38 protein-coding genes are annotated in these 22,786 nt (G+C 40.7%); all 38 read right to left on the bottom strand.

The annotated features are described in order from the left end of the window. Positions 1-27: 27 nt before the first annotated feature. The 38 genes from ODU55_RS08235 to recA all read right to left on the bottom strand — a co-directional run bounded on the left by ODU55_RS08235 (position 28) and on the right by recA (position 22,752). Positions 28-213, bottom strand: a complete 186-nt coding sequence (locus ODU55_RS08235) for a hypothetical protein (RefSeq protein WP_398582514.1) — start codon at positions 211-213, stop codon at positions 28-30. A gap of 298 nt (positions 214-511) precedes the next feature. Then, positions 512-898, bottom strand: coding sequence for a 50S ribosomal protein L17 (gene rplQ, locus ODU55_RS08230; protein WP_398582513.1), 387 nt, complete (start codon positions 896-898; stop codon positions 512-514). A gap of 14 nt (positions 899-912) precedes the next feature. Further along, the gene (locus tag ODU55_RS08225; protein WP_257110269.1) at positions 913-1,851 is read right to left on the bottom strand and encodes a DNA-directed RNA polymerase subunit alpha; all 939 of its coding nucleotides are present in this window, start codon (positions 1,849-1,851) and stop codon (positions 913-915) included. A 44-nt stretch (positions 1,852-1,895) separates the two neighbouring features. Continuing rightward, positions 1,896-2,279, bottom strand: a complete 384-nt coding sequence (gene rpsK, locus ODU55_RS08220) for a 30S ribosomal protein S11 (RefSeq protein ID WP_004195509.1) — start codon at positions 2,277-2,279, stop codon at positions 1,896-1,898. 17 nt (positions 2,280-2,296) lie between these two features. Continuing rightward, entirely contained in the window at positions 2,297-2,662 is a 366-nt protein-coding gene (rpsM, locus tag ODU55_RS08215; protein ID WP_002936622.1) for a 30S ribosomal protein S13, read from the bottom strand. A gap of 19 nt (positions 2,663-2,681) precedes the next feature. After that, the gene (rpmJ, locus tag ODU55_RS08210; RefSeq protein WP_001808836.1) at positions 2,682-2,798 is read right to left on the bottom strand and encodes a 50S ribosomal protein L36; all 117 of its coding nucleotides are present in this window, start codon (positions 2,796-2,798) and stop codon (positions 2,682-2,684) included. A gap of 24 nt (positions 2,799-2,822) precedes the next feature. After that, the gene (gene infA, locus ODU55_RS08205) at positions 2,823-3,041 is read right to left on the bottom strand and encodes a translation initiation factor IF-1 (RefSeq protein WP_002936627.1); all 219 of its coding nucleotides are present in this window, start codon (positions 3,039-3,041) and stop codon (positions 2,823-2,825) included. Between the two features lie 121 nt (positions 3,042-3,162). Continuing rightward, positions 3,163-3,804, bottom strand: a complete 642-nt coding sequence (locus tag ODU55_RS08200; protein WP_002936630.1) for an adenylate kinase — start codon at positions 3,802-3,804, stop codon at positions 3,163-3,165. Between the two features lie 93 nt (positions 3,805-3,897). Then, positions 3,898-5,208: a preprotein translocase subunit SecY gene (gene secY, locus ODU55_RS08195; RefSeq protein WP_014637293.1), complete on the bottom strand. Its 1,311-nt coding sequence runs from the start codon at positions 5,206-5,208 to the stop codon at positions 3,898-3,900. Positions 5,209-5,221: 13 nt separating this feature from the next. After that, positions 5,222-5,662, bottom strand: a complete 441-nt coding sequence (gene rplO, locus ODU55_RS08190) for a 50S ribosomal protein L15 (protein ID WP_002936637.1) — start codon at positions 5,660-5,662, stop codon at positions 5,222-5,224. A gap of 135 nt (positions 5,663-5,797) precedes the next feature. Next, positions 5,798-5,980 carry a 50S ribosomal protein L30 gene (rpmD, locus tag ODU55_RS08185; RefSeq protein ID WP_044773955.1) on the bottom strand — a complete coding sequence of 61 codons (183 nt, stop codon included), beginning with the start codon at positions 5,978-5,980 and terminating at the stop codon, positions 5,798-5,800. A gap of 14 nt (positions 5,981-5,994) precedes the next feature. Beyond that, positions 5,995-6,489 (bottom strand): 30S ribosomal protein S5, encoded by a 495-nt coding sequence (rpsE, locus tag ODU55_RS08180; RefSeq protein WP_002936639.1) that lies wholly within the window; start codon positions 6,487-6,489, stop codon positions 5,995-5,997. Between the two features lie 18 nt (positions 6,490-6,507). Continuing rightward, positions 6,508-6,864 (bottom strand): 50S ribosomal protein L18, encoded by a 357-nt coding sequence (gene rplR, locus ODU55_RS08175; protein ID WP_002936641.1) that lies wholly within the window; start codon positions 6,862-6,864, stop codon positions 6,508-6,510. Positions 6,865-6,952: 88 nt separating this feature from the next. After that, a complete protein-coding gene (gene rplF / locus ODU55_RS08170) occupies positions 6,953-7,489 on the bottom strand; it encodes a 50S ribosomal protein L6 (protein WP_002936644.1) in 537 nt (178 codons plus the stop codon). 425 nt (positions 7,490-7,914) lie between these two features. Next, a complete protein-coding gene (gene rpsH / locus ODU55_RS08165) occupies positions 7,915-8,313 on the bottom strand; it encodes a 30S ribosomal protein S8 (protein ID WP_002936647.1) in 399 nt (132 codons plus the stop codon). 360 nt (positions 8,314-8,673) lie between these two features. Continuing rightward, positions 8,674-8,859 (bottom strand): type Z 30S ribosomal protein S14, encoded by a 186-nt coding sequence (locus ODU55_RS08160; protein ID WP_002936651.1) that lies wholly within the window; start codon positions 8,857-8,859, stop codon positions 8,674-8,676. A gap of 14 nt (positions 8,860-8,873) precedes the next feature. Then, positions 8,874-9,416: a 50S ribosomal protein L5 gene (rplE, locus tag ODU55_RS08155; RefSeq protein ID WP_002936653.1), complete on the bottom strand. Its 543-nt coding sequence runs from the start codon at positions 9,414-9,416 to the stop codon at positions 8,874-8,876. A 23-nt stretch (positions 9,417-9,439) separates the two neighbouring features. Continuing rightward, a complete protein-coding gene (gene rplX, locus ODU55_RS08150) occupies positions 9,440-9,745 on the bottom strand; it encodes a 50S ribosomal protein L24 (RefSeq protein WP_002936656.1) in 306 nt (101 codons plus the stop codon). An 80-nt stretch (positions 9,746-9,825) separates the two neighbouring features. After that, complete coding sequence (gene rplN / locus ODU55_RS08145) at positions 9,826-10,194, bottom strand: 50S ribosomal protein L14 (protein ID WP_004195497.1); 369 nt, start codon at positions 10,192-10,194, stop codon at positions 9,826-9,828. Between the two features lie 24 nt (positions 10,195-10,218). After that, a complete protein-coding gene (gene rpsQ / locus ODU55_RS08140) occupies positions 10,219-10,479 on the bottom strand; it encodes a 30S ribosomal protein S17 (RefSeq protein WP_000440801.1) in 261 nt (86 codons plus the stop codon). Between the two features lie 23 nt (positions 10,480-10,502). After that, positions 10,503-10,709, bottom strand: a complete 207-nt coding sequence (gene rpmC, locus ODU55_RS08135; RefSeq protein ID WP_002936659.1) for a 50S ribosomal protein L29 — start codon at positions 10,707-10,709, stop codon at positions 10,503-10,505. 9 nt (positions 10,710-10,718) lie between these two features. Further along, positions 10,719-11,132 (bottom strand): 50S ribosomal protein L16, encoded by a 414-nt coding sequence (gene rplP / locus ODU55_RS08130; protein WP_002936660.1) that lies wholly within the window; start codon positions 11,130-11,132, stop codon positions 10,719-10,721. 3 nt (positions 11,133-11,135) lie between these two features. After that, on the bottom strand, positions 11,136-11,789 hold the full coding sequence (rpsC, locus tag ODU55_RS08125) for a 30S ribosomal protein S3 (RefSeq protein WP_398582512.1): 654 nt from the start codon (positions 11,787-11,789) through the stop codon (positions 11,136-11,138). A 12-nt stretch (positions 11,790-11,801) separates the two neighbouring features. Continuing rightward, positions 11,802-12,146 (bottom strand): 50S ribosomal protein L22, encoded by a 345-nt coding sequence (rplV, locus tag ODU55_RS08120; RefSeq protein WP_002936662.1) that lies wholly within the window; start codon positions 12,144-12,146, stop codon positions 11,802-11,804. Between the two features lie 17 nt (positions 12,147-12,163). Next, on the bottom strand, positions 12,164-12,445 hold the full coding sequence (gene rpsS, locus ODU55_RS08115) for a 30S ribosomal protein S19 (protein ID WP_000533766.1): 282 nt from the start codon (positions 12,443-12,445) through the stop codon (positions 12,164-12,166). Positions 12,446-12,546: 101 nt separating this feature from the next. After that, complete coding sequence (gene rplB, locus ODU55_RS08110; RefSeq protein WP_002936663.1) at positions 12,547-13,380, bottom strand: 50S ribosomal protein L2; 834 nt, start codon at positions 13,378-13,380, stop codon at positions 12,547-12,549. Positions 13,381-13,397: 17 nt separating this feature from the next. Further along, positions 13,398-13,697: a 50S ribosomal protein L23 gene (locus tag ODU55_RS08105; RefSeq protein ID WP_004195491.1), complete on the bottom strand. Its 300-nt coding sequence runs from the start codon at positions 13,695-13,697 to the stop codon at positions 13,398-13,400. Then, positions 13,697-14,320, bottom strand: a complete 624-nt coding sequence (rplD, locus tag ODU55_RS08100) for a 50S ribosomal protein L4 (protein WP_004195490.1) — start codon at positions 14,318-14,320, stop codon at positions 13,697-13,699. The genes ODU55_RS08105 and rplD overlap by 1 nt, the downstream gene beginning before the upstream one ends. A gap of 24 nt (positions 14,321-14,344) precedes the next feature. Beyond that, positions 14,345-14,971 (bottom strand): 50S ribosomal protein L3, encoded by a 627-nt coding sequence (gene rplC / locus ODU55_RS08095; RefSeq protein WP_011921686.1) that lies wholly within the window; start codon positions 14,969-14,971, stop codon positions 14,345-14,347. Between the two features lie 187 nt (positions 14,972-15,158). Further along, the gene (gene rpsJ / locus ODU55_RS08090; RefSeq protein WP_002939332.1) at positions 15,159-15,467 is read right to left on the bottom strand and encodes a 30S ribosomal protein S10; all 309 of its coding nucleotides are present in this window, start codon (positions 15,465-15,467) and stop codon (positions 15,159-15,161) included. A 193-nt stretch (positions 15,468-15,660) separates the two neighbouring features. Further along, positions 15,661-18,357: an SEC10/PgrA surface exclusion domain-containing protein gene (locus ODU55_RS08085; RefSeq protein WP_398582511.1), complete on the bottom strand. Its 2,697-nt coding sequence runs from the start codon at positions 18,355-18,357 to the stop codon at positions 15,661-15,663. Position 18,358: 1 nt separating this feature from the next. Beyond that, positions 18,359-19,105 (bottom strand): TIR domain-containing protein, encoded by a 747-nt coding sequence (locus ODU55_RS08080; RefSeq protein WP_398582510.1) that lies wholly within the window; start codon positions 19,103-19,105, stop codon positions 18,359-18,361. A gap of 216 nt (positions 19,106-19,321) precedes the next feature. Then, positions 19,322-19,792: a sigma-70 family RNA polymerase sigma factor gene (locus ODU55_RS08075; protein WP_398582515.1), complete on the bottom strand. Its 471-nt coding sequence runs from the start codon at positions 19,790-19,792 to the stop codon at positions 19,322-19,324. 137 nt (positions 19,793-19,929) lie between these two features. Beyond that, positions 19,930-20,247, bottom strand: a complete 318-nt coding sequence (locus tag ODU55_RS08070; protein WP_004195480.1) for a DUF1292 domain-containing protein — start codon at positions 20,245-20,247, stop codon at positions 19,930-19,932. 11 nt (positions 20,248-20,258) lie between these two features. Further along, positions 20,259-20,678 carry a Holliday junction resolvase RuvX gene (gene ruvX, locus ODU55_RS08065; RefSeq protein ID WP_002939356.1) on the bottom strand — a complete coding sequence of 140 codons (420 nt, stop codon included), beginning with the start codon at positions 20,676-20,678 and terminating at the stop codon, positions 20,259-20,261. Next, entirely contained in the window at positions 20,678-20,944 is a 267-nt protein-coding gene (locus ODU55_RS08060; protein WP_002939360.1) for an IreB family regulatory phosphoprotein, read from the bottom strand. The genes ruvX and ODU55_RS08060 overlap by 1 nt, the downstream gene beginning before the upstream one ends. Before the next feature lie 99 nt (positions 20,945-21,043). Beyond that, the gene (gene spx, locus ODU55_RS08055; RefSeq protein ID WP_002939362.1) at positions 21,044-21,442 is read right to left on the bottom strand and encodes a transcriptional regulator Spx; all 399 of its coding nucleotides are present in this window, start codon (positions 21,440-21,442) and stop codon (positions 21,044-21,046) included. A 158-nt stretch (positions 21,443-21,600) separates the two neighbouring features. Next, the gene (gene recA / locus ODU55_RS08050) at positions 21,601-22,752 is read right to left on the bottom strand and encodes a recombinase RecA (RefSeq protein WP_398582509.1); all 1,152 of its coding nucleotides are present in this window, start codon (positions 22,750-22,752) and stop codon (positions 21,601-21,603) included. Positions 22,753-22,786 lie beyond the last annotated feature (34 nt).

Below are 22,786 nucleotides of genomic sequence, written 5' to 3'. Positions count from 1 at the left end.
CCGCAAACCAAGTAGACTTGACCTAAATCACTGAGTCGGATGGTCATAGTGCAGTACCTTATCCAAGATTGTTTCTAATATTTTTTGGTTGATAGAGTGAAAGAATGTGACTTCCACTTTTCCGAGATGAATTTTCATCAGAATATCATTTCTGCCTTTCTTCTCAAAGCGGCGAGATTGGGGAACAGTCAATGGGACGATGGGGTGTGACATAATAAATCCTCCAGTTTTGTTTTTTATAACAGTATACAGGAGGAGGGAGTGATTAGATAGATACCTTGTTATGGGGCGGTTACCTATCTTCTCTATTCATTTTATAAGTATATCAAAATTTTTGAGTAAAATAAAAACGCCTGCTTACGAAATTATTCTATCTTAGAGTAATTTCGTAAACAAGCGTCCAATCAACATGATGAGTGTTACCGCTGAGACAAGCTCAGCGGTAGACCAGAGCTAGACTAAGAATCAGAATAGGATTCCATCATCATAACACTCAACAAAATTGATGATCTTATACAAGTTCAATAATTGCCATTGGTGCAGCATCACCACGACGTGGTTCAGTTTTGAGGATACGAGTATATCCACCATTACGTTCTGCATAACGAGGTGCAATTTCAGAGAACAATTTTTGAAGTGCTGTAGTAGAAGTGTACTTATCAGTTGCTTCATCATAGTTTTCAGATGCAATTTCGTTACGAACAAATGCTGCTGCTTGACGACGTGCGTGCAAATCACCACGTTTACCAAGTGTGATCATTTTTTCAACTGTTTTACGGATTTCTTTAGCACGAGCTTCAGTTGTAACGATTGATTCGTTGATCAAAAGGTCAGTTGTCAAATCGCGCAACATTGCTTTACGTTGTGAGCTAGTGCGTCCTAGTTTACGGTATACCATGATTTCCTCCTATATTATTTATCTTTTTTCAATCCTAGACCAAGATCAGCCAATTTAACTTTAACTTCTTCAAGACTCTTGCGACCAAGATTGCGCACTTTCATCATTTCTGGCTCAGTTTTCTCTGTCAAGTCGAATACAGTATTAATGCCTGCACGTTTCAGACAGTTATATGAGCGAACAGATAGATCCAATTCTTCAATCGTACGATCAAACATACGATCATCTGAAGCCACTTCAGCTTCTTTCATCACTTCTGCAGATTTTGCAACTTCAGTCAAGTCAGTGAAGAGACCTAAGTGCTCCATCAAAATGCGTGCAGAAAGACCTAAAGCATCTTCTGGAATAATGGTGCCATTTGTGTTGATTTCAAGTGTTAATTTGTCAAAACCATCGTTGCTACCAACACGAGCTGGTTCAACTTGATAATTGACTTTCTTCACTGGCGTATAGATAGAATCTACAGCAAGTGTTCCCACTGGTGCATCATCTTTCTTATTACCCTCAGCTGGTACATAACCACGACCTGAATTGACAGTCAAAACAGCTTTAAAAGTGGCACCATCAGCAATGGTAAAGAGATAATGGTCAGGGTTTACAATTTCAATGTCACTATCTGTAAGAATGTCTCCTGCTGTTACTTCAGCTGGACCTACTACATCAAGTTCAATTTTCTTTTCGTCTTCGACATAAGATTTTACAGCAATGCCTTTGATGTTAAGAATAATTTGCATAACATCTTCACGAACACCTGGAACTGTGTCGAATTCGTGGAGTACACCATCAATTTTAATTGATGTTACTGCAGCACCTGGAAGTGAGGCAAGAAGTACACGACGAAGAGAGTTACCAAGAGTTGTACCGTAACCACGTTCTAATGGTTCGATCACAAATCTGCCGTAATCTTTATTTTCATCAATTTTTGTTATTGTTGGTTTTTCAAACTCAATCATTTCTTACTCCCTCTTAAACGAAAAGCTGTGTATGGAATGTATGATTATACACGGCGACGTTTTGGAGGACGAGCACCATTGTGTGGTACAGGAGTCACATCACGAATTGCTGTTACTTCAAGACCAGCGGCAGCAAGAGCGCGGATAGCAGACTCACGACCTGAACCTGGGCCTTTAACGGTAACTTCAACTGTTTTAAGACCGTGTTCTTGTGCAGATTTAGCAGCTGCTTCTGAAGCCATTTGAGCTGCGAATGGTGTAGATTTACGAGAACCTTTGAAACCAAGAGCACCAGCTGATGACCAAGCAATAGCGTTACCATGCACATCAGTAATCATAACAATAGTGTTATTAAATGTAGCGTGAATATGAGCAATACCAGATTCGATATTCTTTTTCACACGACGTTTACGTGTTGGTTTAGCCAATTTTTCTACCTCCTATATTATTTTTTCTTACCTGCAATCGCAACAGCTTTACCTTTACGAGTGCGGGCATTGTTTTTAGTGTTTTGTCCACGGACAGGAAGTCCACGACGGTGACGGATACCACGGTATGAACCGATTTCCATCAAACGTTTGATGTTCAAGTTAACTTCACGACGGAGGTCACCTTCAACTTTGATTGCATCAACTTCGCGACGAATAGCATCTTCTTGATCTGATGTCAAATCTTTCACGCGTACATCTTCTGAAATACCTGCAGCTGCAAGAATTTTTTTAGATGTTGCAAGACCGATACCATAAACATAAGTTAATGAAATAACTACACGTTTGTCATTTGGAATGTCAACTCCAGCAATACGAGCCATGTTTTCTCCTTTCTATTTCTTAACCTTGACGTTGCTTGTGTTTAGGGTTTGCTGGGCAAATCACCATAACACGACCATTACGACGAATAACTTTGCAGTATTCGCAAATTGGTTTGACCGATGGTCTTACTTTCATGTTTAATCCCTCCAAGTATTTCGACTATTTAAAGCGGTATGTGATACGTCCACGTGTCAAGTCGTATGGACTAAGCTCAACAGTTACGCGGTCACCGACCAAAATACGAATGTAGTTTTTACGGATTTTACCTGAAACAGTTGCAAGGACTTGGTGTCCGTTCTCCAACTCAACAGTAAACATAGCATTTGGCATTGTATCGACTACTTTGCCTTCAATTTCAATCACATCTTCTTTTGCCATGCAAAAGTAACCCCTCTCTAAATATCGATTTGATGTCCTCTGAACACAGAGGTAACAATTATAAGTCAGACTAGGCTATTTTATCATCTTTGTATAAAAAATGCAAGCCAAATCTATTAGTTTATTGCAATTTTGATAGTACTGTATCAATTGCTTGGAAAACAAGGTCAATGTCTTGGTCACCTTCAATATCATGAACCAGCCCTTTTGCACGATAATGATCAATGATTGGCTGTCCTTGTGCAATATTGACCTCTAAACGACGTTTGACAGATTCTGGCTTGTCATCTTCACGTTGATAGAAGTCTTCCTCTTTGTAGTCTCCAACAGGTGGATTGAATACTTTGTGGAAAGTCTCTCCGGTTTCTTTATGAATAATACGACCGCTGAGACGCTCTACCAATTTTGAAGGATCAATCTCAATATTGATAACACCTTGCAACTCAATTCCTAAGTCAGCCAAATTTTCATCCAAGGCATGGGCTTGTTCAATCGTACGAGGATAGCCATCTAGCAAAAAGCCTTTTTCCTTGATGTCATCCTGAACCAAACGTTCTTTGACAATGCCATTAGTAACTTCATCGGGAACGAGGTCACCCTTATCAATGTACGACTTGGCAAGAATACCCATTTCAGTCTGATTGGCCATTGCTGCACGGAACATATCTCCTGTTGAAATATGAGCAACATTGAATTTCTCAACAATCTTGGCCGCTTGTGTCCCTTTACCAGCACCTGGTAAACCCATAATTAAAAGATTCATGACAAACTCCTTATTTTGTTTTCACATAAATTTGCCATTATTGACAAACTTATCTAAAAACAAAATAGAAGGTTGACTAGGTCAACCTATATTCTATTCTGTAATTTCTAAGAAACCTACATATTTTCTCTTAAGAAGGTAGCCTTCTAATTGCTTGATGCCTTCGATACTTGTAGAGATTACGATAATTAAACTTGTACCAAGGAATGCAATGCTTGAAGAAAGCCCAAAGAGATTTTGCGCAAGGATGGGCAACAAAGCTACAAAACTCAAGAAGAGTGCTCCGATTACTGCCAATCTTGTCAATAATTTTGACAAAAACTGTTCAGTGCCATTACCAGGACGAACTCCATGGATATAGGCTGCACTTTTCTGAAGGCTTTCTGCAGTCTTCTCAGGATTTACTTGAACAAAGGTGTAGAAGAATGTAAAGGCAATAATTAAACCTGCATATACAATCATACCTTTAGCAGTTGAATAATCAAAGTATTCCTGAACCGTCAATAACCACCCGGCACTCTTATTTTGACTTGCGAAATATTGAATCAAAGAAGTTGGAACTGCAGTGATTGAGCCTGCAAAGATTACGGGAATAACTCCTGCTGGATTCAATTTCAGCGGTAAATATGAGCTAGAAGGTGCTCCTTGTGCACGTTTTGTATATTGAATTGGTAATTTATATTCTGCTTGTTGTACAAAAGTTGTAAAATACACAACAAAGAATATTAATACGACGAGTGCAGCAACAAAGATTGCTGACTCCCCCAAACGACTTGATTCAATATTAACAAAGCGATCAATGTAAATCTCGTGAAAAGTCCCTGGTAGTGATGAAATGATACCCGCGAAGATAATCATTGATGTACCATTACCATAGCCCTTTTCAGAAATTTGTTCCCCCAGCCAGGTTACAATAATCGAACCTGTTGTCAAAATTGATCCAATCAACAAATATGTTTGCCAATTTAATGGCATATTGGTCAATTTTGCACCAGACAAGGCATTAAAGCCTGCTGTAATACCAATAGATTGAACAAATGCCAGTACCAAAGAAATGTAGCGTGTTGCCTGATTCAGTTTACGACGACCAACTTCACCTTGCTTACCCCATTCAACAAATTTAGGTAAAATATCCATTTGCAAAAGTTGAACAATGATGGAAGCTGTAATATAAGGACTAACCCCTAGTGCGAAAACTGAGAAATTACGCATAGCATTTCCCGAAACCAAGCTCAACATGTTCAAAAATGGAACATTTGACAAGGCTTCAAGACTCTTTGCGTTTACTCCTGGTACTGTAATGTGGGTTCCTACGCGGAAGACAAAAAGGATAAAGATAGTAAATAGAATTTTACTACGTACCAATTTTACCTTTAAGGCATCTTTTAAAAGTTTAAAAAACATAGGCTGTCACCTCTTAGATGACTTCTACTGAGCCACCTTTAGAAGTGATTGCTTCTTCAGCTGATTTAGAGAATTTAGCAGCTTTAACTGTCAATTTCTTCGTCAATTCACCGTTACCAAGAATTTTAATTCCTGATTTTTCAGCTTTAACGATTCCAGCTTCGATAAGCACAACTGGTGTTACTTCTGCACCATCTTCAAAAGCGTTCAATTGATCAAGGTTAACGATTGCGTACTCTTTAGCGTTGATATTTGTAAATCCACGTTTTGGAAGACGACGGAACAATGGAGTTTGTCCACCTTCAAAACCTGGGCGAACACCGCCACCGCTACGAGCTTTTTGACCTTTTTGACCACGGCCAGATGTTTTACCGTTACCTGATGATGTACCACGACCTACACGGTTGCGGACTTTACGAGAACCTGTAGCAGGTTGTAATTCATGAAGTTTCATTATTATTTCTCCTCTTTTATATGCTAGCGCCTGTGAAGTACAAGAGTCTTCCTCCACAAACTCGCTGTATGTAAATATGTAAAATGGACTAGAAGTCGCAAAGATTTCTCTATGCGACTTAGTCTATTTGTTAGATTATTTAACTTCTTCTACAGTTACCAAGTGAGAGATAGCGTTAACCATTCCAAGAATAGCTGGGTTATCTTCTTTAATAACTGAAGAGTTCAATTTACCAAGTCCAAGTGCAACAACTGTTTTACGTTGTTCTGGTTTGCGACCGATTGGAGACTTAGTCAAAGTGATTTTAATTTGAGCCATGAGTATCTCCTTTCTTATGCTAAATCAGAAACTGAGATGCCACGAAGTGCAGCCACTTCTTCAGCACGTTTCAATTGTTTCAAACCTTCAACTGTTGCGCGAACGATGTTGATTGGTGTGTTTGAACCAAGTGACTTAGAAGTCACATCTGCAATACCTGCCAATTCGATTACGGCACGAGTTGCACCACCGGCAGCAACCCCAGAACCTTCTGAAGCAGGTTTCAACAATACACGAGCGCCGCCAAATTCTGAGCGAACTTCGTGAGGGATTGTTGTACCAACCATTGGTACTTCAATCATGTTTTTCTTAGCAGATTCAACTGCTTTACGGATAGCTTCTGGTACTTCTTGAGCTTTACCAGTACCGAAACCTACGCGACCGTTACGGTCACCAACAACCACAAGAGCTGCAAAACGAAGACGACGTCCACCTTTAACAACTTTTGTAACACGGTTGATGGCTACTACGCGTTCTTCAATTTCAACTGCGTTATCTTTGAATGCCATTTCTTAGTGTCCTCCCTATTAGAATTTCAATCCGTTTTCACGAGCTGATTCAGCCAAAGCTTTCACACGTCCGTGATAGAGATATCCACCGCGGTCAAAGACCACTTCAGAAATACCTTTAGCTACCGCGCGTTCAGCAACGAGTTTACCTACAACAACAGCTTGTTCTGTCTTAGTACCTTTTGAAACTTCTTTATCAAGAGTAGAAGCGCTTGCGAGCGTTACACCCGCTACGTCATCAATCACTTGAGCGTAGATGCCTGTATTAGAACGGAAAATGTTCAAACGTGGGCGAGCAGCAGTTCCAGAGATTTTACCGCGAACGCGACGGTGGCGTTTTTGGCGGATTTTGTTTTTATCTGGTTTTGAAATCACAATATTCACCTCTTAATGTATGATTCTGTTTCTTACGAAACAATTTGAGAAATAGTCAGCCAGGTGGCTAAGCCACCTCAGCAAGCTATTATTTACCTGTTTTACCTTCTTTACGGCGAACGAATTCACCAACGTAGCGGATACCTTTACCTTTGTATGGCTCAGGAGCACGAAGGCTACGGATGTAAGCTGCTGTTTGACCAACAACTTCTTTGTTGATACCAGACACGACGATTTGTGTTGGTGTTGGAACTTCAAATGTGATACCTTCTGGTGCAACCACTTCGTCTGGATGTGATTTACCAACAGCAAGTGTCAATTTGTTACCAGCTAATTGAGCACGGTAACCGACACCACGCATTTCAAGTTCTTTTTTGAAGCCTTCAGAAACACCAACAACCATGTTGTTGAGGTTAGCACGGCTAGTACCGTGAATAGTCTTCATTTCTTTTGAATCGTTTGGACGGTGAAGAGTAACTTCTGTACCTTCCACACGGATTTCAATAGCAGTTGGGAATTCACGAGTCAATTCCCCTTTAGGTCCTTTTACAGTTACCACGCCGTTGTTTTGAGCAAGCTCAACACCAGCAGGCAATGTAATTACTTTATTACCAATACGTGACATATTTTTTAATTCTCCTGTTAAATTATCAAGCCGTCTAGCGACTAGTTTTCACGGGGTGAACAAGATACAAAGCCGTTAAGCAACTCGAAGAAAAATAAGCGGTAAGTCCGAAATCTTTGATTTCGTAGACGCACCCTCGTCAGAACGACTAGGACTTTCCTGACCGAAGGTCAGAGAAAGTTCAGACGTTTACGACGAACAAGGTGAGCATTTCTGAAATACTTTTCACTTTTTTAAAAGAGTTGTAGGCGTGTTCAATTAGTGAATCTTGTTCTAGTTTGGTTTCATAATACCTTCAAATCAGATTATTAGATTTGAACCCGAGCTGTGACCTGTGTGAAAAAGATAAATCAAACTTGAATGCAAGTATTCTTCGTTTGATTTCCTATTTTCACTTGGGTCACTACGCTCTTGGTATCATCCAATTACCAAACGTATGCGATAACCTCACCACCAACGTTCTTTTGACGAGCTTGTTTGTCAGTCAAAAGACCTTCTGATGTTGAGATGATTGCGATACCAAGTCCGTTAAGAACTTTTGGAATATCTTCACGTTTTGAGTAAACACGAAGACCTGGTTTTGAAACGCGTTTCAAGTTAGTGATAACTTTTTCACCGTTTGGTCCGTATTTCAAGAATACGCGGATGATGCCTTGTTTGTCATCTTCGATGAATTCAACGTTTTTCACAAAACCTTCGTTTTTAAGGATTGTAGCAATACCTTTTTTGATGTTTGATGCAGGTACTTCAAGCACTTCGTGTTTTGCTTGGTTAGCGTTACGAATACGTGTCAAAAAATCTGCAATTGGGTCAGTCATAACCATTTGTTGTTTCTCCTCTTACTAGCAGTTTGATTGAATCACTTGCTAGTTAATTCATGATACAAAGGGCGCTAAAAGCCAAAGTGAAAATAGAAAACTTGACGAAGAAACCTCGTTTCTAGGAAAGTTTGCACCTAATGGTAGCCACATTCGTAATTCAGCCAAGGCTGAAACGACTGCGTCTCTTTTTTCACACAGGCTTTCGCCCGTGTTCAAATTGACAAGCAAACTTTGTATCGGGTTTATTTATACAATTGAGTTCGAGCTACAACCTTAGCAAAGAAGATAGATTTCCCTAGAAGTAAACTTCATCGTCAAATCTCCTATCTTTGCGTTGGTTGCTAAACGCTCTCACATCTTATCTTACCAAGAAGCTTTTGTTACGCCAGGAATTTGTCCAAGGTAAGCCAAGTCGCGGAAGCATACACGGCACAATTTGAATTTGCGGTAAACTGAGTGTGGACGTCCACATTTTTCACAGCGTGTGTAAGCTTGTGTAGAGAACTTAGCTGGGCGTTTGTTCTTAGCGATCATTGATTTTTTAGCCATTTATTCTCTCCCTCTTATTTTGCAAACGGCATACCAAGGCCAGTAAGCAATGCACGTGATTCTTCGTCAGTGTTAGCAGTTGTAACGATAACGATATCCATACCGCGAGTTTTATCAACATCGTCGAAGTTGATTTCTGGGAAGATTAATTGCTCTTTCACACCAAGTGTGTAGTTACCACGTCCGTCAAATGACTTAGTTGGTACACCGTGGAAGTCACGTACACGTGGAAGTGAAACTGTAACCAATTTGTCCAAGAACTCATACATACGTTCGCCACGAAGAGTTACTTTCGCACCGATCGCAACACCCTCACGAAGACGGAAGCCGGCGATTGATTTCTTAGCTTTAGTGATAAGTGGTTTTTGACCTGAGATCAAAGCCAATTCTTGAGCAGCTTTCTCAAGGTTTTTAGCGTTAGAAACAGCGTCACCAACACCCATGTTCAAAACGATCTTATCAACTTTTGGCACAGCCATAACTGAAGAATAGTTAAATTGTTCAGTCAAAGCAGGAACTACTTCATTAAGATATTTTTCTTTTAAACGATTTGCCATTATACTTCTCCTTTCCTTCGTGATTAATCAAGCACTTCGCCTGATTTTTTGTTGTAGCGAACTTTTTTGCCGTCTACAAACTTGTAACCAACGCGTCCTGCAACACCATTTTTGTCAAGAACTTGAACGTTTGACACATGGATTGGAGCTTCTTTTTCAACGATAGCGCCTTGAGGGTTTTCGCTGTTTGGTTTTTGGTGTTTCTTAACGATGTTAACACCTTCAACAATAACTTTGTTTACTTTTGGAAGTGCTGTTACGACAACTGCTTCAACGCCTTTGTCTTTACCAGCGATTACGCGAACTTTATCGCCTTTTTTTACAAACATTTGATTTCTCCTATGATTTCTTACGCCCTAATGGGCACCCTGTTACTCTGGTGAGATAACAGGGGACTTAGTTTGTTAGATTAAAGTACTTCTGGTGCCAATGAAACGATTTTCATGAAACCGCCGTCACGCAATTCGCGTGCCACTGGGCCAAAGATACGAGTTCCGCGAGGTGTTTTATCTTCACGGATGATAACTGCAGCATTCTCATCGAATTTGATGTATGAACCATCAGCACGACGAGCACCTGTCTTAGTACGAACGATAACGGCTTTTACAACGTCACCTTTTTTAACCGCACCACCAGGAGTAGCTTGTTTTACTGAAGCAACGATGATGTCGCCGATGTTCGCGAATTTACGTCCTGAACCACCAAGAACTTTGATTGTCAAGATTTCGCGTGCGCCACTGTTGTCAGCAACTTTCAAACGAGTTTCTGTTTGAATCATGTCAATTTTCTCCTTTCAGGTTGATTAAATGATAACTGCCTCTTCCACAACTTCTACAAGACGGAAACGTTTTGTAGCTGAAAGTGGGCGAGTTTCCATGATACGAACGATATCGCCTTCTTTAGCAACATTGTTTTCATCATGAGCTTTGTACTTTTTAGAGTAGTTAATACGTTTACCATAGACTGGGTGGTTACGTTTAGTTTCAACTACAACTGTGATTGTTTTGTCCATTTTGTCAGATACTACGCGTCCAACAAGAACTTTACGATTATTGCGTTCCATTGAAATTCTCCTTTCCCAATCTATTATTTAGTTTCTGATTGCACAGTTTTGATACGTGCAATTTGTTTCTTCACTTCGTTCAAACGAGCAGTTTGCTCAAGTTGACCAGCAGCAGCTTGGAAACGAAGTTCGAAGAGTTCTTTCTTCAATTCGTTTTCTTTCTTAGCAAGTTCTTCTTGAGAAAGGCCACGAAGTTCTTTTACAAAATCTTTAATTTCTTGAAGTTTCATGTCTTCTCCTTATTCTGCTTCACGTTTTACGAATTTAACTTTAACTGGCAATTTGTGACCAGCAAGGCGGAATGCTTCACGTGCGATTTCTTCAGAAACGCCAGCTACTTCAAACATAACCTTACCGCGTTTAACTGGAGCTACCCAACCTTCAGGAGCACCTTTACCAGAACCCATACGTACACCGATAGCTTTAGCAGTGTATGATTTGTGTGGGAAGATCTTGATCCAAACTTTACCACCACGTTTCATGTAACGCGTCATAGCGATACGGGCAGCTTCGATTTGGCGGTTTGTAATCCATGAGCTAGTAGTTGCTTGAAGACCGTATTGACCAAAGTCTACTTGTTTTCCACCTTTAGCTTCACCGCGCATTTTTCCACGGAATTCACGACGGTGTTTTACACGTTTAGGTACTAACATTTGTTATTTACCTCCTTTAGTGTTTTTACGAGCTGGAAGAACTTCACCACGGTAGATCCATACTTTAACACCAAGTTTACCGTAAGTTGTCAAAGCTTCTTCCCAAGCGTAGTCGATATCCGCACGAAGTGTATGAAGAGGAACAGTTCCTTCTGAGTAGCCTTCTGCACGGGCAATATCAGCACCGTTCAAACGACCAGAAACTTGTGTTTTGATACCTTTTGCACCAGCGCGCATTGCACGTTGGATAGCTTGTTTTTGAGCACGGCGGAATGCCACACGTTGCTCCAATTGACGAGCGATTGACTCACCAACAAGGTGTGCATCCAAATCAGGTTGTTTGATTTCGATGATGTTGATGTGTACTTGCTTACCAGTCAATTTGTTCAATTGAGCACGAAGCGCATCAACGTTGCTACCAGCTTTACCGATAACCATACCTGGTTTAGCAGTGTGGATAGAAACGATTACTTTGTTTACAGCACGTTCGATTTCGATTGTTGATGTTGACGCATCAGCCAATTCTTGTTTGATAAAGTTGCGGATTGCAAGATCTTCATGAAGGTAATCCGCGTATTCTTTTTCAGCATACCATTTAGCATCCCAATCACGGATGATGCCAACACGCATACCAATTGGATGTACTTTTTGACCCACGTTTTTACCTCCTTATTTCTCTGCCACAACTACAGTGATGTGAGCTGTGCGTTTGTTGATTGGTGAAGCAGAACCTTTCGCACGTGGACGGAAACGTTTCAATGTTGGTCCTTCGTTTGCGAATGCTTCGCTGACTACCAAGTTAGCTTTTTCCAAACCAAAGTTGTTTTCAGCGTTAGCGATTGCTGAGTTCAAAACTCCCTCGATAATGCCCGCAGCTTTGTTTGGTGTGAATTTCAAGATTGCGATTGCGTCTGCTACGCTTTTGCCACGGATGTTATCCAAGACAAGACGTGATTTACGAGGTGAAACACGTACTGTGCGAGCAGTTGCTTTAGCTGAAGTAATTTCTGCCATTGTGTTTTCCTCCTAAATTATTTACGACGAGTTTTCTTGTCGTCAGCAGCATGACCTTTGTAAGTACGAGTTGGTGCAAATTCACCAAGTTTGTGACCTACCATGTCTTCTTGAATGTATACAGGTACATGTTTACGTCCATCGTAAACTGCGATTGTATAACCGATGAAACTTGGGAAGATCGTTGAACGACGTGACCAAGTTTTAATTACTTTTTTCTTTTCGTCGTTTGCTTGAGCTTCAACTTTTTTCATCAAATGCTCATCGACGAAAGGTCCTTTTTTAAGACTACGTCCCATTTTAGTGTTTTCTCCTTTAAAATATGTACCACAGCGGCTTGCCCGCATAGCGGGCTACCGAGTTGGCGGATGATATAGAATGCTAAGCAACTAAGAATAGATTATTTTTGGTTGCGACGACGAACGATAAGTTTGTCAGATTTAGCTTTCTTGTTACGAGTTTTCAAACCAAGAGCTGGTTTACCCCATGGTGTAGATGGTGCTTTACGACCAACTGGTGCTTTACCTTCACCACCACCGTGTGGGTGATCGTTAGGGTTCATTACAGAACCGCGAACTGTTGGACGGATACCTTTCCAACGGCTACGACCTGCTTTACCAAGGTTAACAAGACCATGTTGTTCGTTACCTACAGTACCAACAGTAGCACGGCAAGTACCAAGGATCATACGAACTTCACCTGATTGAAGGCGAACAAGAACGTATTTACCTTCTTGACCAAGAACCTGTGCAGATGCACCAGCAGCGCGAACCAACTCACCACCGCGACCTGGTTTCAACTCAATGTTGTGAACAACAGTACCGACTGGGATGTTTGCAAGTGGAAGTGCGTTACCAACTTTGATATCTGCTTCTGGGCCTGAAACGATGCGTTGACCAACTTCAAGACCTTTAGGAGCAATGATGTAAGCTTTAACACCGTCTGTGTAGTGTACAAGAGCGATGTTTGCTGAACGGTTTGGATCGTACTCGATAGTTTTAACGATTGCTTCAACGCCATCTTTGTTACGTTTGAAGTCTACCAAACGGTAGAAACGTTTGTGACCGCCACCTTGGTGACGAACAGTGATGCGACCGTTGTTGTTACGACCAGCTTTGCTCTTCAACGCAACAAGCAAGCTTTTTTCTGGAGTACTTGTTGTGATTTCAGCGAAGTCCAAAGAAGTCATGTTACGACGGCCATTTGTCGTTGGTTTATAAACTTTAATACCCACGTTAATTCCTCCTTTGATTATTCAGCGTCAGCTGTAGCGAACAATTCGATCGCTTTTGAATCAGCAGCCAATGTGATGATTGCTTTTTTCACTTTGTTTGTGCGACCTACATAACGACCTACGCGTTTTGTTTTAGGTTTCACGTTGATTGTGTTAACATTTGCAACTTTAACACCCTCGAATGCAGCTTCAACAGCCTGTTTGATCAAGAGTTTGTGTGCACGAGTGTCAACTTCAAATACATACTTGCCTGCTTCGAGTTGGCCCATTGAGCTTTCTGTGATGACAGGTTTTTTGATAACATCATACAAATTCATTATGCAAGAACCTCCTCAATTTTAGAGATAGCTGCTTGAGTTACAAGAAGTTTGTCTGCATTTGCGATGTCAAGTACGCTTGCAGTTGTTGCAGTTGCAACTTTAACTCCTGGGATGTTACGAGCAGAAAGAGCTGCGAATTCGTTGCCTTCTTCAAGAATAACAAGGACTTTAGAATCAATGCTCAATGCTGCAAGTACTTTTGCAAATTCAGCAGTTTTTGGAGCTGTGAATTCAAGTGAGTTAACAGCTACAAATTTGTTTTCAGCAACTTTTTCTGAGTAAACAGATTTAAGTGCCAAGCGACGAACTTTTTGTGGAAGTTTGTACGCGTATGAACGTGGAGTTGGTCCGAAGACTACGCCACCGCCACGCCATTGTGGTGAACGGATAGAACCTTGACGAGCACGTCCAGTTCCTTTTTGACGCCATGGTTTGCGTCCGCCACCTGAGACTGCTGAACGGTTTTTAACTGCGTGAGTACCTTGACGAAGGCTAGCACGTTGGCTGATGATCACATCAAATACAACTGCTTGGTTTGGCTCGATACCAAAGATCGCATCGTTAAGAACTACTTCACCAGCTTGTTTACCAGTTTGGTCAAATAATGTTACGTTTGCCATTTCGACTGATTTCCCCTTTCCTTATTATTTACCAGCTTTAACTGCTGACTTGATAGTGATAAGAGATTTCTTAGCACCTGGTACGTTACCTTTGATAAGGATAACGTTCTTTTCTGGAACAACTTGTACAACTTCAAGGTTTTGAATTGTTACACGGTTGCCGCCCATGCGACCTGCAAGGTTTTTACCTTTGAATACACGGTTAGGTGCAACAGGACCCATAGAACCTGGACGACGGTGGTAACGAGAACCGTGAGCCATAGGACCACGTGATTGACCATGGCGTTTGATAACACCTTGGAAACCTTTACCTTTAGATGTACCAGTTACATCAACAACATCACCAGCTGCGAAAGTTTCAACTGTAATTTCTTGTCCAACTTCCAAGCCTTCAATGTTTTTGAATTCACGAATGAAGCGCTTAGGAGCTGTGTTAGCTTTAGCTACATGGCCTTTGGCAGGTTTGTTGCTCAATACTTCACGTTTGTCATCAAAACCAACTTGAACTGCTGCATAACCATCAGTTTCAACTGTTTTCACTTGAAGAACAACGTTTGGAGTTGCTTCGATGACAGTAACAGGGATAAATTCACCAGATTCAGTGAAGATTTGAGTCATTCCCACTTTTTTCCCTAAGATTCCTTTTGTCATGAGAAAAATATTCCTTTTCTTATTTTGTATTTAAAAAGTTTTTAACGAGCGTTTTTCATGCTCAAGGTAAGATGCAGAAGGCGTCAAACTCACAGCAAAAATAGGAAATCTGACGAAGAAACAGTTGTTTCTAGGAAGATTTATCTTTTTTGCACAGAGTTTAGCCTGTGCTCAATTAGAAATCAGATTACAATTTGATTTCTACGTTTACACCACTTGGAAGATCCAATTTCATCAAAGCGTCAACTGTTTTTTGAGTTGGGTTGATAATGTCGATCAAACGTTTGTGTGTACGCATTTCGAACTGCTCACGAGAGTCTTTATACTTGTGAGTCGCACGGATGATTGTGTAGAGGCTACGTTCTGTTGGAAGTGGAACTGGACCTGCTACTTGAGCACCTGTACGTGTTGCAGTTTCAACGATTTTTGCAGCTGCTGTATCAAGTGTACGGTGTTCGTACGCTTTCAAGCGAATGCGGATTTTTTTGTTTGCCATCTTTTTCTCCTTTTCGTCTATTTAACATAATAGGCTAGCTCCACAAGAAAACCAACACGTGTTGCGTGGCAATGCAACCGAGCGTGTCGCAACCTCTTGCATCAAAGCTATAGCCGTAATTTTTACGGCACTAGAACATGATATCAAAAAACTCCTGCATATGCAAGAGTTTTTACTCGAAAAGTCAAAAATTTTATCCATTTTGGCGGCGACGTGCTGCCAGAGCGAGACCTGTTGCTAGTGCTGTTAAGCCTAAGAGAGATAACAAGCTAGTTTCCTTCTCGCCAGTAGTTGGCAGAGTTTGTACTTCAGCAAACTTATGTTCTGTTGTCGCAGCCGCAATGCTTATCTCATTGGGAGCCGTTTTTGAAAGAACTTTGTTTGTCGCTAGTTTCACCTTAGCATTAGACGAAGTCTTAACATTGTTTTGAGAAGAGTCTCCTTGTCCCAAGTTTTCTTTAGAGTTGTCACTATCAACCGTTGGTTGTGGGATAATCATCGTTTGTAGGTCATAAAGTTTTTTAAGATCAAGGTACTCAGCATAAGCCTTTTCGTAGACTAGTTTTAAGTCCGCCAATTTTGCTCTAGTCTCTGAAAGACTTTGATTGGCTACTTGTGCATTCTTCTGTGCAACTGCATGGGCTGCTTGAGCTTTGGCAAGAGTTACCTGTGCTTCTTTAAGCGTTGAAAGATTGGTCTTGGCTGAAGCTACTTCTTGATCAGCTCTTTCGACCGCTTGACGTGCCTCTGTCAATTTGTTTTGAGCCTGTGTTAAGACAGATTGGGCAGTTGCTACCTCAGCTTTCCTAGCATCTGCTTGAGCTTTAAGCGTAGTTGCTGTCGCCAATAGATTATCGTAGTCAGCTTGAGCTTTTGCTATCTCTGTAGCGAGAACCATCGCCTTGGCTTCTGCTGCTTGCCATTGGTTTTGAGCAGTTAGTAAGACTCCTTGAGCCGACGCTAAGTCTGTCTGTGCTAGTTTCAGGGCTTTTTTCGCTTCCGGAGTCTGAAGAGCAGTATTGACAAGTACATTGTAGGTGGATTGAGCAGAAGAAAGATCATTTTGTGCTTTCTCTAACTCTTTAGCCACCCTTTCAAACTCAGCTTGAACATTGTTATAGGTTGACTGTGCTGCATTCTGATCTTTTAGTGCAGATTCATAGGCACTATAGTCTTGCGAGCTAATATTTCTTTCAACAAAACGATCATAGGCCTTATAATTATTCTTGGGTAAATTTACTGACCAACCATAGAGAACTTCGCCCTCAAGACCAATGTATTTTGTTTTCGGGTCACCAAGCGTAATTTCAGAATCTGTTTCTTCAAGTATATCCCAGTTCTTATACTCCCGTTGCATAGAATTAGTAGTACGCTTTCCAGCTCCAACTACTCTAAATTTACCAGAACCTGAATGATAGTAAAGGTCAAATCCCATCGCCTCATAGGTCATCAATTGGGCAAAGTGACCATAAGATGAACCAGAATCATTTAACATAAAACCATTAATTCCTTGGGCGATGACATGAAGAATTTCTGACATTGTATAGTAATTAGTATTCTGTTCATATAGTCCACCAGATGAACTAATGTTAGGATAGGCTAGAATCTCACTACCAGAGGCCATTGGGGAGCCTTCTCCAAATACTTCATCATTTGCTGCTGCAATGATTTCTCCATCATGTCCGTAAAATCCTTCTGGATACTTTTCTTCATATAGACGGGCACGCACATCCGCTACTTCTATTAACCATTCATTGCCCACTATTTTTTTATCAATCCCTAAAGCTTGTCTGTAGGCGTTCGTGTAGTCAATAGCAAACTGGTTGAGCAACAATAGTTGTTCTCTACCTAGATTTTCAACATCATAAAGAGTTGGGTCTGTTGATTCGATGGTCGCATATGACAATTTATCTCTTTCATCAAAAGTCCTGATATCACCATAATAGCGTTTTTCAGCCTGAGTTGCTGCATCTATACTGTCTTTAGAGAAGGCCGCTTTAACCAGATTAACATAAGCATCTCTTAAATAGTCTGGCAAATTGATTGAAAATTTATAGGTCGCCTTGGGTTTAACAGCCTCCACTTTTTCATTAGCTACCACTAGATTTTGCTTAGCTGTCTCTAAATCCACTTCTTTTTCTGTTACTAGAGCTTGGGCTGCCTTCACCTTTTGCGTCTGTTCAGCTAAGACTGCATTAGCACTAGCTCTATCAGTCTCCAACTTCGTATCGGCTGCTTGAGCTTGCTCAAGGTTCTGCTCTGCTGTTGTGACTGCTGTTGTTTTGTTTACAACAGCTTCTTGAGCTGTTTTGAGTTCTGCTTGGGCTTGACTGATTGCTTGTCCTTCTTGGCTATTTTGAAGTGCCTCTAATTCTGCTTTAGAAGTATCTGCTTGCAATTTTGCTAAGTCGGCATCGGTCTTCGCCTTGTTGGCCCCTGCTTGAGCCTTGTCTACTTGTTCTTGAGCAATTGCCGTAGCCTGCTCTGCACTAGTCACTTGGTTTTGTGCCTCTACTACATTTTGTTCTGCACTAACGATTGCTTTTTCTGCTGCGGCAATCGTTTCTTCCGTTGCGTTTGTCGCCAAGTCTTGTGCACTGGTCAAGGTCTGTTCCGCTTGGTCAAGATTTGTTTGAGCTGTCTTAGCTGCTGCTTCTGCACTCACCAAAGAATCTTGCTGATAGGCTACTTGATTTGCTACTGTATCTGCGGTCGCTTTGGCGGCTACTACTTGCTCTGCTGTTACAGATGACGAGACTTCTACATTAGCAGTATTTGAGGAAGATGAGGTCGCCGCTTCTACTACTTCATCAGCATAAGCCTGCTGGGTTACCAAAGCAGTAGCTGCCACGGTGGTTAAGGTCAAGGTTTTTAATGCTTTGTTTTTCATGTTAATCTCCAATTACTAAATATTTATGTCTCTTAATGTTGTTAGCTTTACCAACAAGCATTTGGAACAACTCTTTGGCTAATGCTTGCTTCGTCTGGATTTCATTCACCGAATCTTTGAAATCGACGTATACCACACCATAGATGTCACTAGCGATTTCTATCGGATAGTCTCTATGGTTTCTTTGAAGTAAGATAATATTTTGTCTTCCAAATTTACCGATTAGCCACCCTAATTCTAAAAGTACGTTCTGCCTTAATCGATACTTCGGACTGAGTCTCCCCTCAACTGAGTCATGATAGCCTATATCATCTGGTGTTGCTAACACTATTCCAACTTCCCTACTATTGATATTGCTTTCTAACTTTTCAATGAGAGTTGCCCCACCATTTTTCTGCTTATCAAGATAGATTGGTTTGCAATTCCACTTTTCTAGAAGCTCCTCCAGTTCATCACGTTCACTGCCATTGTTTCCACGACCACAGACGACAAAAATTTCTAGTTGATTCTCTTTTATGGTGTCATCCAATTCTCTCAACTTTTGTAACAAGGATTCGTCTGTATCATTCTCAACATGAATCGCTCGCTCACCCCCCTTGGCCTCTGCTTGAATCACGATTTCTTTAGTATCGACCTTGAGCTTCATAGGATAGGTAGGGTGTAGATGCTCTTTACTTAATTTCAAGTCAAAATACTCTCTTATTAAATATTCATCTAGATAAGTAAAAGTATGCTTTTCTTGAGCCATAATCTCCTCCCAAATAAAACTATGCTATACTATTTTACCCCCCCCCCGATTCCTTTTGTCAAGAGGTTTTTTGAGAAAAGTAAAAAAAACAGGTTTTTAATCTACTTTCAAACCTGCTTATCTGTTATGGTTTTTAACGTCTCAATCACTTGACAGAGAGTGAGTCATACTTATAGGGAGTTCCCTTGCTTACTTATTTTTTTATTTAGCAAATTATCAGAGAAAATCCTTCAAATGCATTTGTAGATCACGTATCATTTTTCGGCGACCATTGAAACATTGACCACTGATTAATTTTTCGTAATTAGCAAGCTGCTCATCGCTGAGATTCTTCCGATAGTCTCTCAAGGCACCTCTCAACATCAACAATTCATCATTAACCAAACCTGGCGATTGTATTACGTGAGATAATTCGTGAATATCCTCATGCGGCATGCGGTCAAACTTACGCTTCTGGCTTTCTTGTCTGCGTACGCGGTCTTTAATCCGATTTCGGAATTTGACCTTGAAGTAACAATATAGTTGAGCCTGCTCACCAAGCAACCACGGCTGGTCTTCCAATAATTCAAACAAGGTCATCATGCCTTCCTGTTCCCAATCATCTCTGTCCCACAGCTTGATATAAAACTCTTTTCGAGCTTTGTTGACAATCGCTTTTACGCTATCATAGACCTTTTCAAATTCCATCATCTTATCTCCTTTGATTGATGGTTTTAGTTTATCGAAAAGGTACGATTTCCAACAGGACATTTTTGTCCGCTTCTTGATGAGGAGTGATAAAAAAAGGTACATCGGACCAAGATAAAAAGGTCCACTGGACCTTTTTATTCCTCCATAAAGCTGTTGAAGACTTCTTCAATCATATCCCATTCTGCTGTTGCATCTTCTGGGATTGGTTGAAGGTCACCTTCTGTCCCATTCTCATTTTCAATGTATGAGTAGGCTTGGATTTCAACTTCTCCGTTCTCATCTTCTTCTGCACTTGCAGGAATCAAGAGAACATAGTTCTTACCAAACTCTTCTTGACCGTCAATCGTCAATAAGATTTCAAAAAGTGTTTCGTTACCTTGGTCGTCTACCAAAGTAATCAACTCACGTTCGTCGTGATTGTGGTCGTGTTCATGGTCATGATGATGTGCCATTAGAATCTCCTTTAAAATGTTCTATCTAAATAATTTTGTAAAATTAGCTGAGCTGCTAATTTATCGATAACTTTCTTGCGTTTTCCTCGGCTGATATCCGCTTGCTCAATCAGCATCCGTTCTGCTGCAACAGTTGTTAAACGTTCATCCTGATAATCAACTGGAAGTTTATAACGCTCAGTCAATAAATCACCGTAAGCTTGACTAGCTTCCACACGTGGACCACTAGTATTATTCATATTCTTCGGCAATCCTACAACAAATTTATCAACCTTGTACTGTTCTACAAGTTCGGTCAAACGCTCCAGACCGAATTCGCCCTTTTCTTCATCGATTGGGATGATTTCCAACCCTTGGGCCGTGAAACCTAACGGATCTGAAATGGCTACACCAACTGTCTTGGAACCGACGTCTAATCCCATTATTCTCATTAGAGGTCAATCCCATTCCCTTTCAAATAGTAGCGCACCAATTCTTCAATGATTTCATCTCGTTCATGCTTACGAATCTGATTGCGGGCATCATTATAGCGAGGAATATAAGCAGGGTCCCCACTTAATACATAGCCAATGATTTGGTTAATCGGGTTATAGCCCTTTTCCTCTAGCGAACGATAAACACTAGTCAATGTTTTGCTGATTTCTTGTTTATCTGTGTCATCTAGGCGAAAACGAACGGTTTCTTCGGTAAATCCCATACTTACACCTTCTTTCCCTATTTTTTACATTATATCACAAATTTTAATTATTCTCAAAAAATGCGCAAAAAGAACCCCAAAAGAGTCCTTTTGTACATCTTATAGAGCTGCTCTCATACGAGCTTGAGCATTTTCAACATTGCGCACTGCACGTGGCAAGAAAGCGCGTATATCATCTTCTTTATAGCCCACTTGAAGTCGTTTCTCATCAATCAAGATTGGACTCTTCAAAATACGTGGATTAGAGGTAATTAAATCAATGACCTCATTCACACTCAACTCTTCAATATCAAAGTCCAGACTCTTTGCATAACGGTTTTTTGACGATACGATACTTGCAATACCATTCTCTGTTTTTGTTAAGATGTTTAGGATTTCTTCCTTAGTAATGGCTTCCTTCGCAAGATTATGCTCATTATAAGATAATTGGTGAGCATTTAACCAATTTTTCGCTTTCTTACAAGAAGTACAACTAGATACTGTATAAATTTTAATCATGTAGTCACTCCTTTGCTGCATCTTAGTAAGCACATTATAGACTATTATATCACAAAATCCCTCGGTCTGTAGACCTATTTTAAAAAAACTTTTAATTTTTGGGGAATAATTCGGTTTTAGACAAGAAAAAAGTCTGGTCATACCAAACTTTTTCGTTTTTAATCTTCTAATTCAATACCGCCATCAAGATCTAGGATAACATCTTGGATCTCTTCCGCAGCAACTGGGGCTTGTTCGGTCACAACCTCTTCAACTCCATCTGCTTCAATCAAGCCATAATGAATACGAATCTTGCGGTCAATTTCATCAAAGATTGCTGGATTATCTGCTAAGAATTTCTTAGCATTTTCAGAACCTTGGCCAATTTTTTCTCCATTATATGAATACCAAGCACCTGCTTTTTGGATGATACCGAGGTTGCTACCAATCTCAATCAATTCACCTGTGCGAGAAATTCCTTCACCATACATGATTTCAACAACTACTTCTTTAAATGGAGGAGCCACCTTGTTCTTCACAATCTTGACCTTGGTCTCCTTACCAACGTTTTGATCTTTCTTGTCGCCTGTTCCTTTGATTTGTGTGTTTCCACGAACATCCATACGGACAGATGCATAGAATTTAAGCGCACGTCCACCAGGTGTTGTTTCAGGGTTACCAAACATGACACCAACTTTTTCACGCAATTGGTTAATGAAAATAGCTACTGTTTTTGTTTTGTTGATGGATGCACCGAGTTTGCGCATAGCCTGACTCATCATACGAGCCTGCAAACCAACGTGGCTATCACCGATATCACCGTCAATTTCTGCACGTGGTACAAGGGCTGCAACCGAGTCAACAACAACCAAATCAACAGCACCAGAGTCAATCAACTTACCTGCAATCTCAAGACCTTGTTCACCTGAATCTGGTTGCGACAAAAGTAATTCATCAATATTTACCCCTAAGGCTGCTGCATAGGCTGGATCCAAGGCATGTTCCGCATCGATAAAGGCAGCAATACCGCCATCTTTTTGAGCTTGAGCCACTGCATGAAGGGCAACAGTTGTCTTACCTGAGCTCTCTGGACCGTAAATCTCAATGATACGCCCCTTCGGATAGCCACCCGCTCCAAGCGCAATGTCGATTGACAAGCTACCTGAACTCATGACTTGAACTTTTTGTTCAGCACGCTCACCAAGACGCATGACAGCACCCTTACCAAAATCTTTTTCAATTGATTTTAAAGCATCATCCAGCGCTTTTTTACGCTCATCTCCAAATTTCTTTGTAATTTCTTCTAATTTTTTCGTAGGTTTCTTAGCCAATGCTGTTCTCCTCTTTTCTTAATCAAACTATTAT

The sequence above is a fragment of the Streptococcus sp. 2022WUSS037 genome (assembly GCF_044427225.1).
Taxonomy (GTDB): Bacteria; Bacillota; Bacilli; order Lactobacillales; family Streptococcaceae; genus Streptococcus.
Note: the sequence above shows the minus strand (reverse complement) of the source record. Positions and strands in the feature narration are given on the sequence as shown.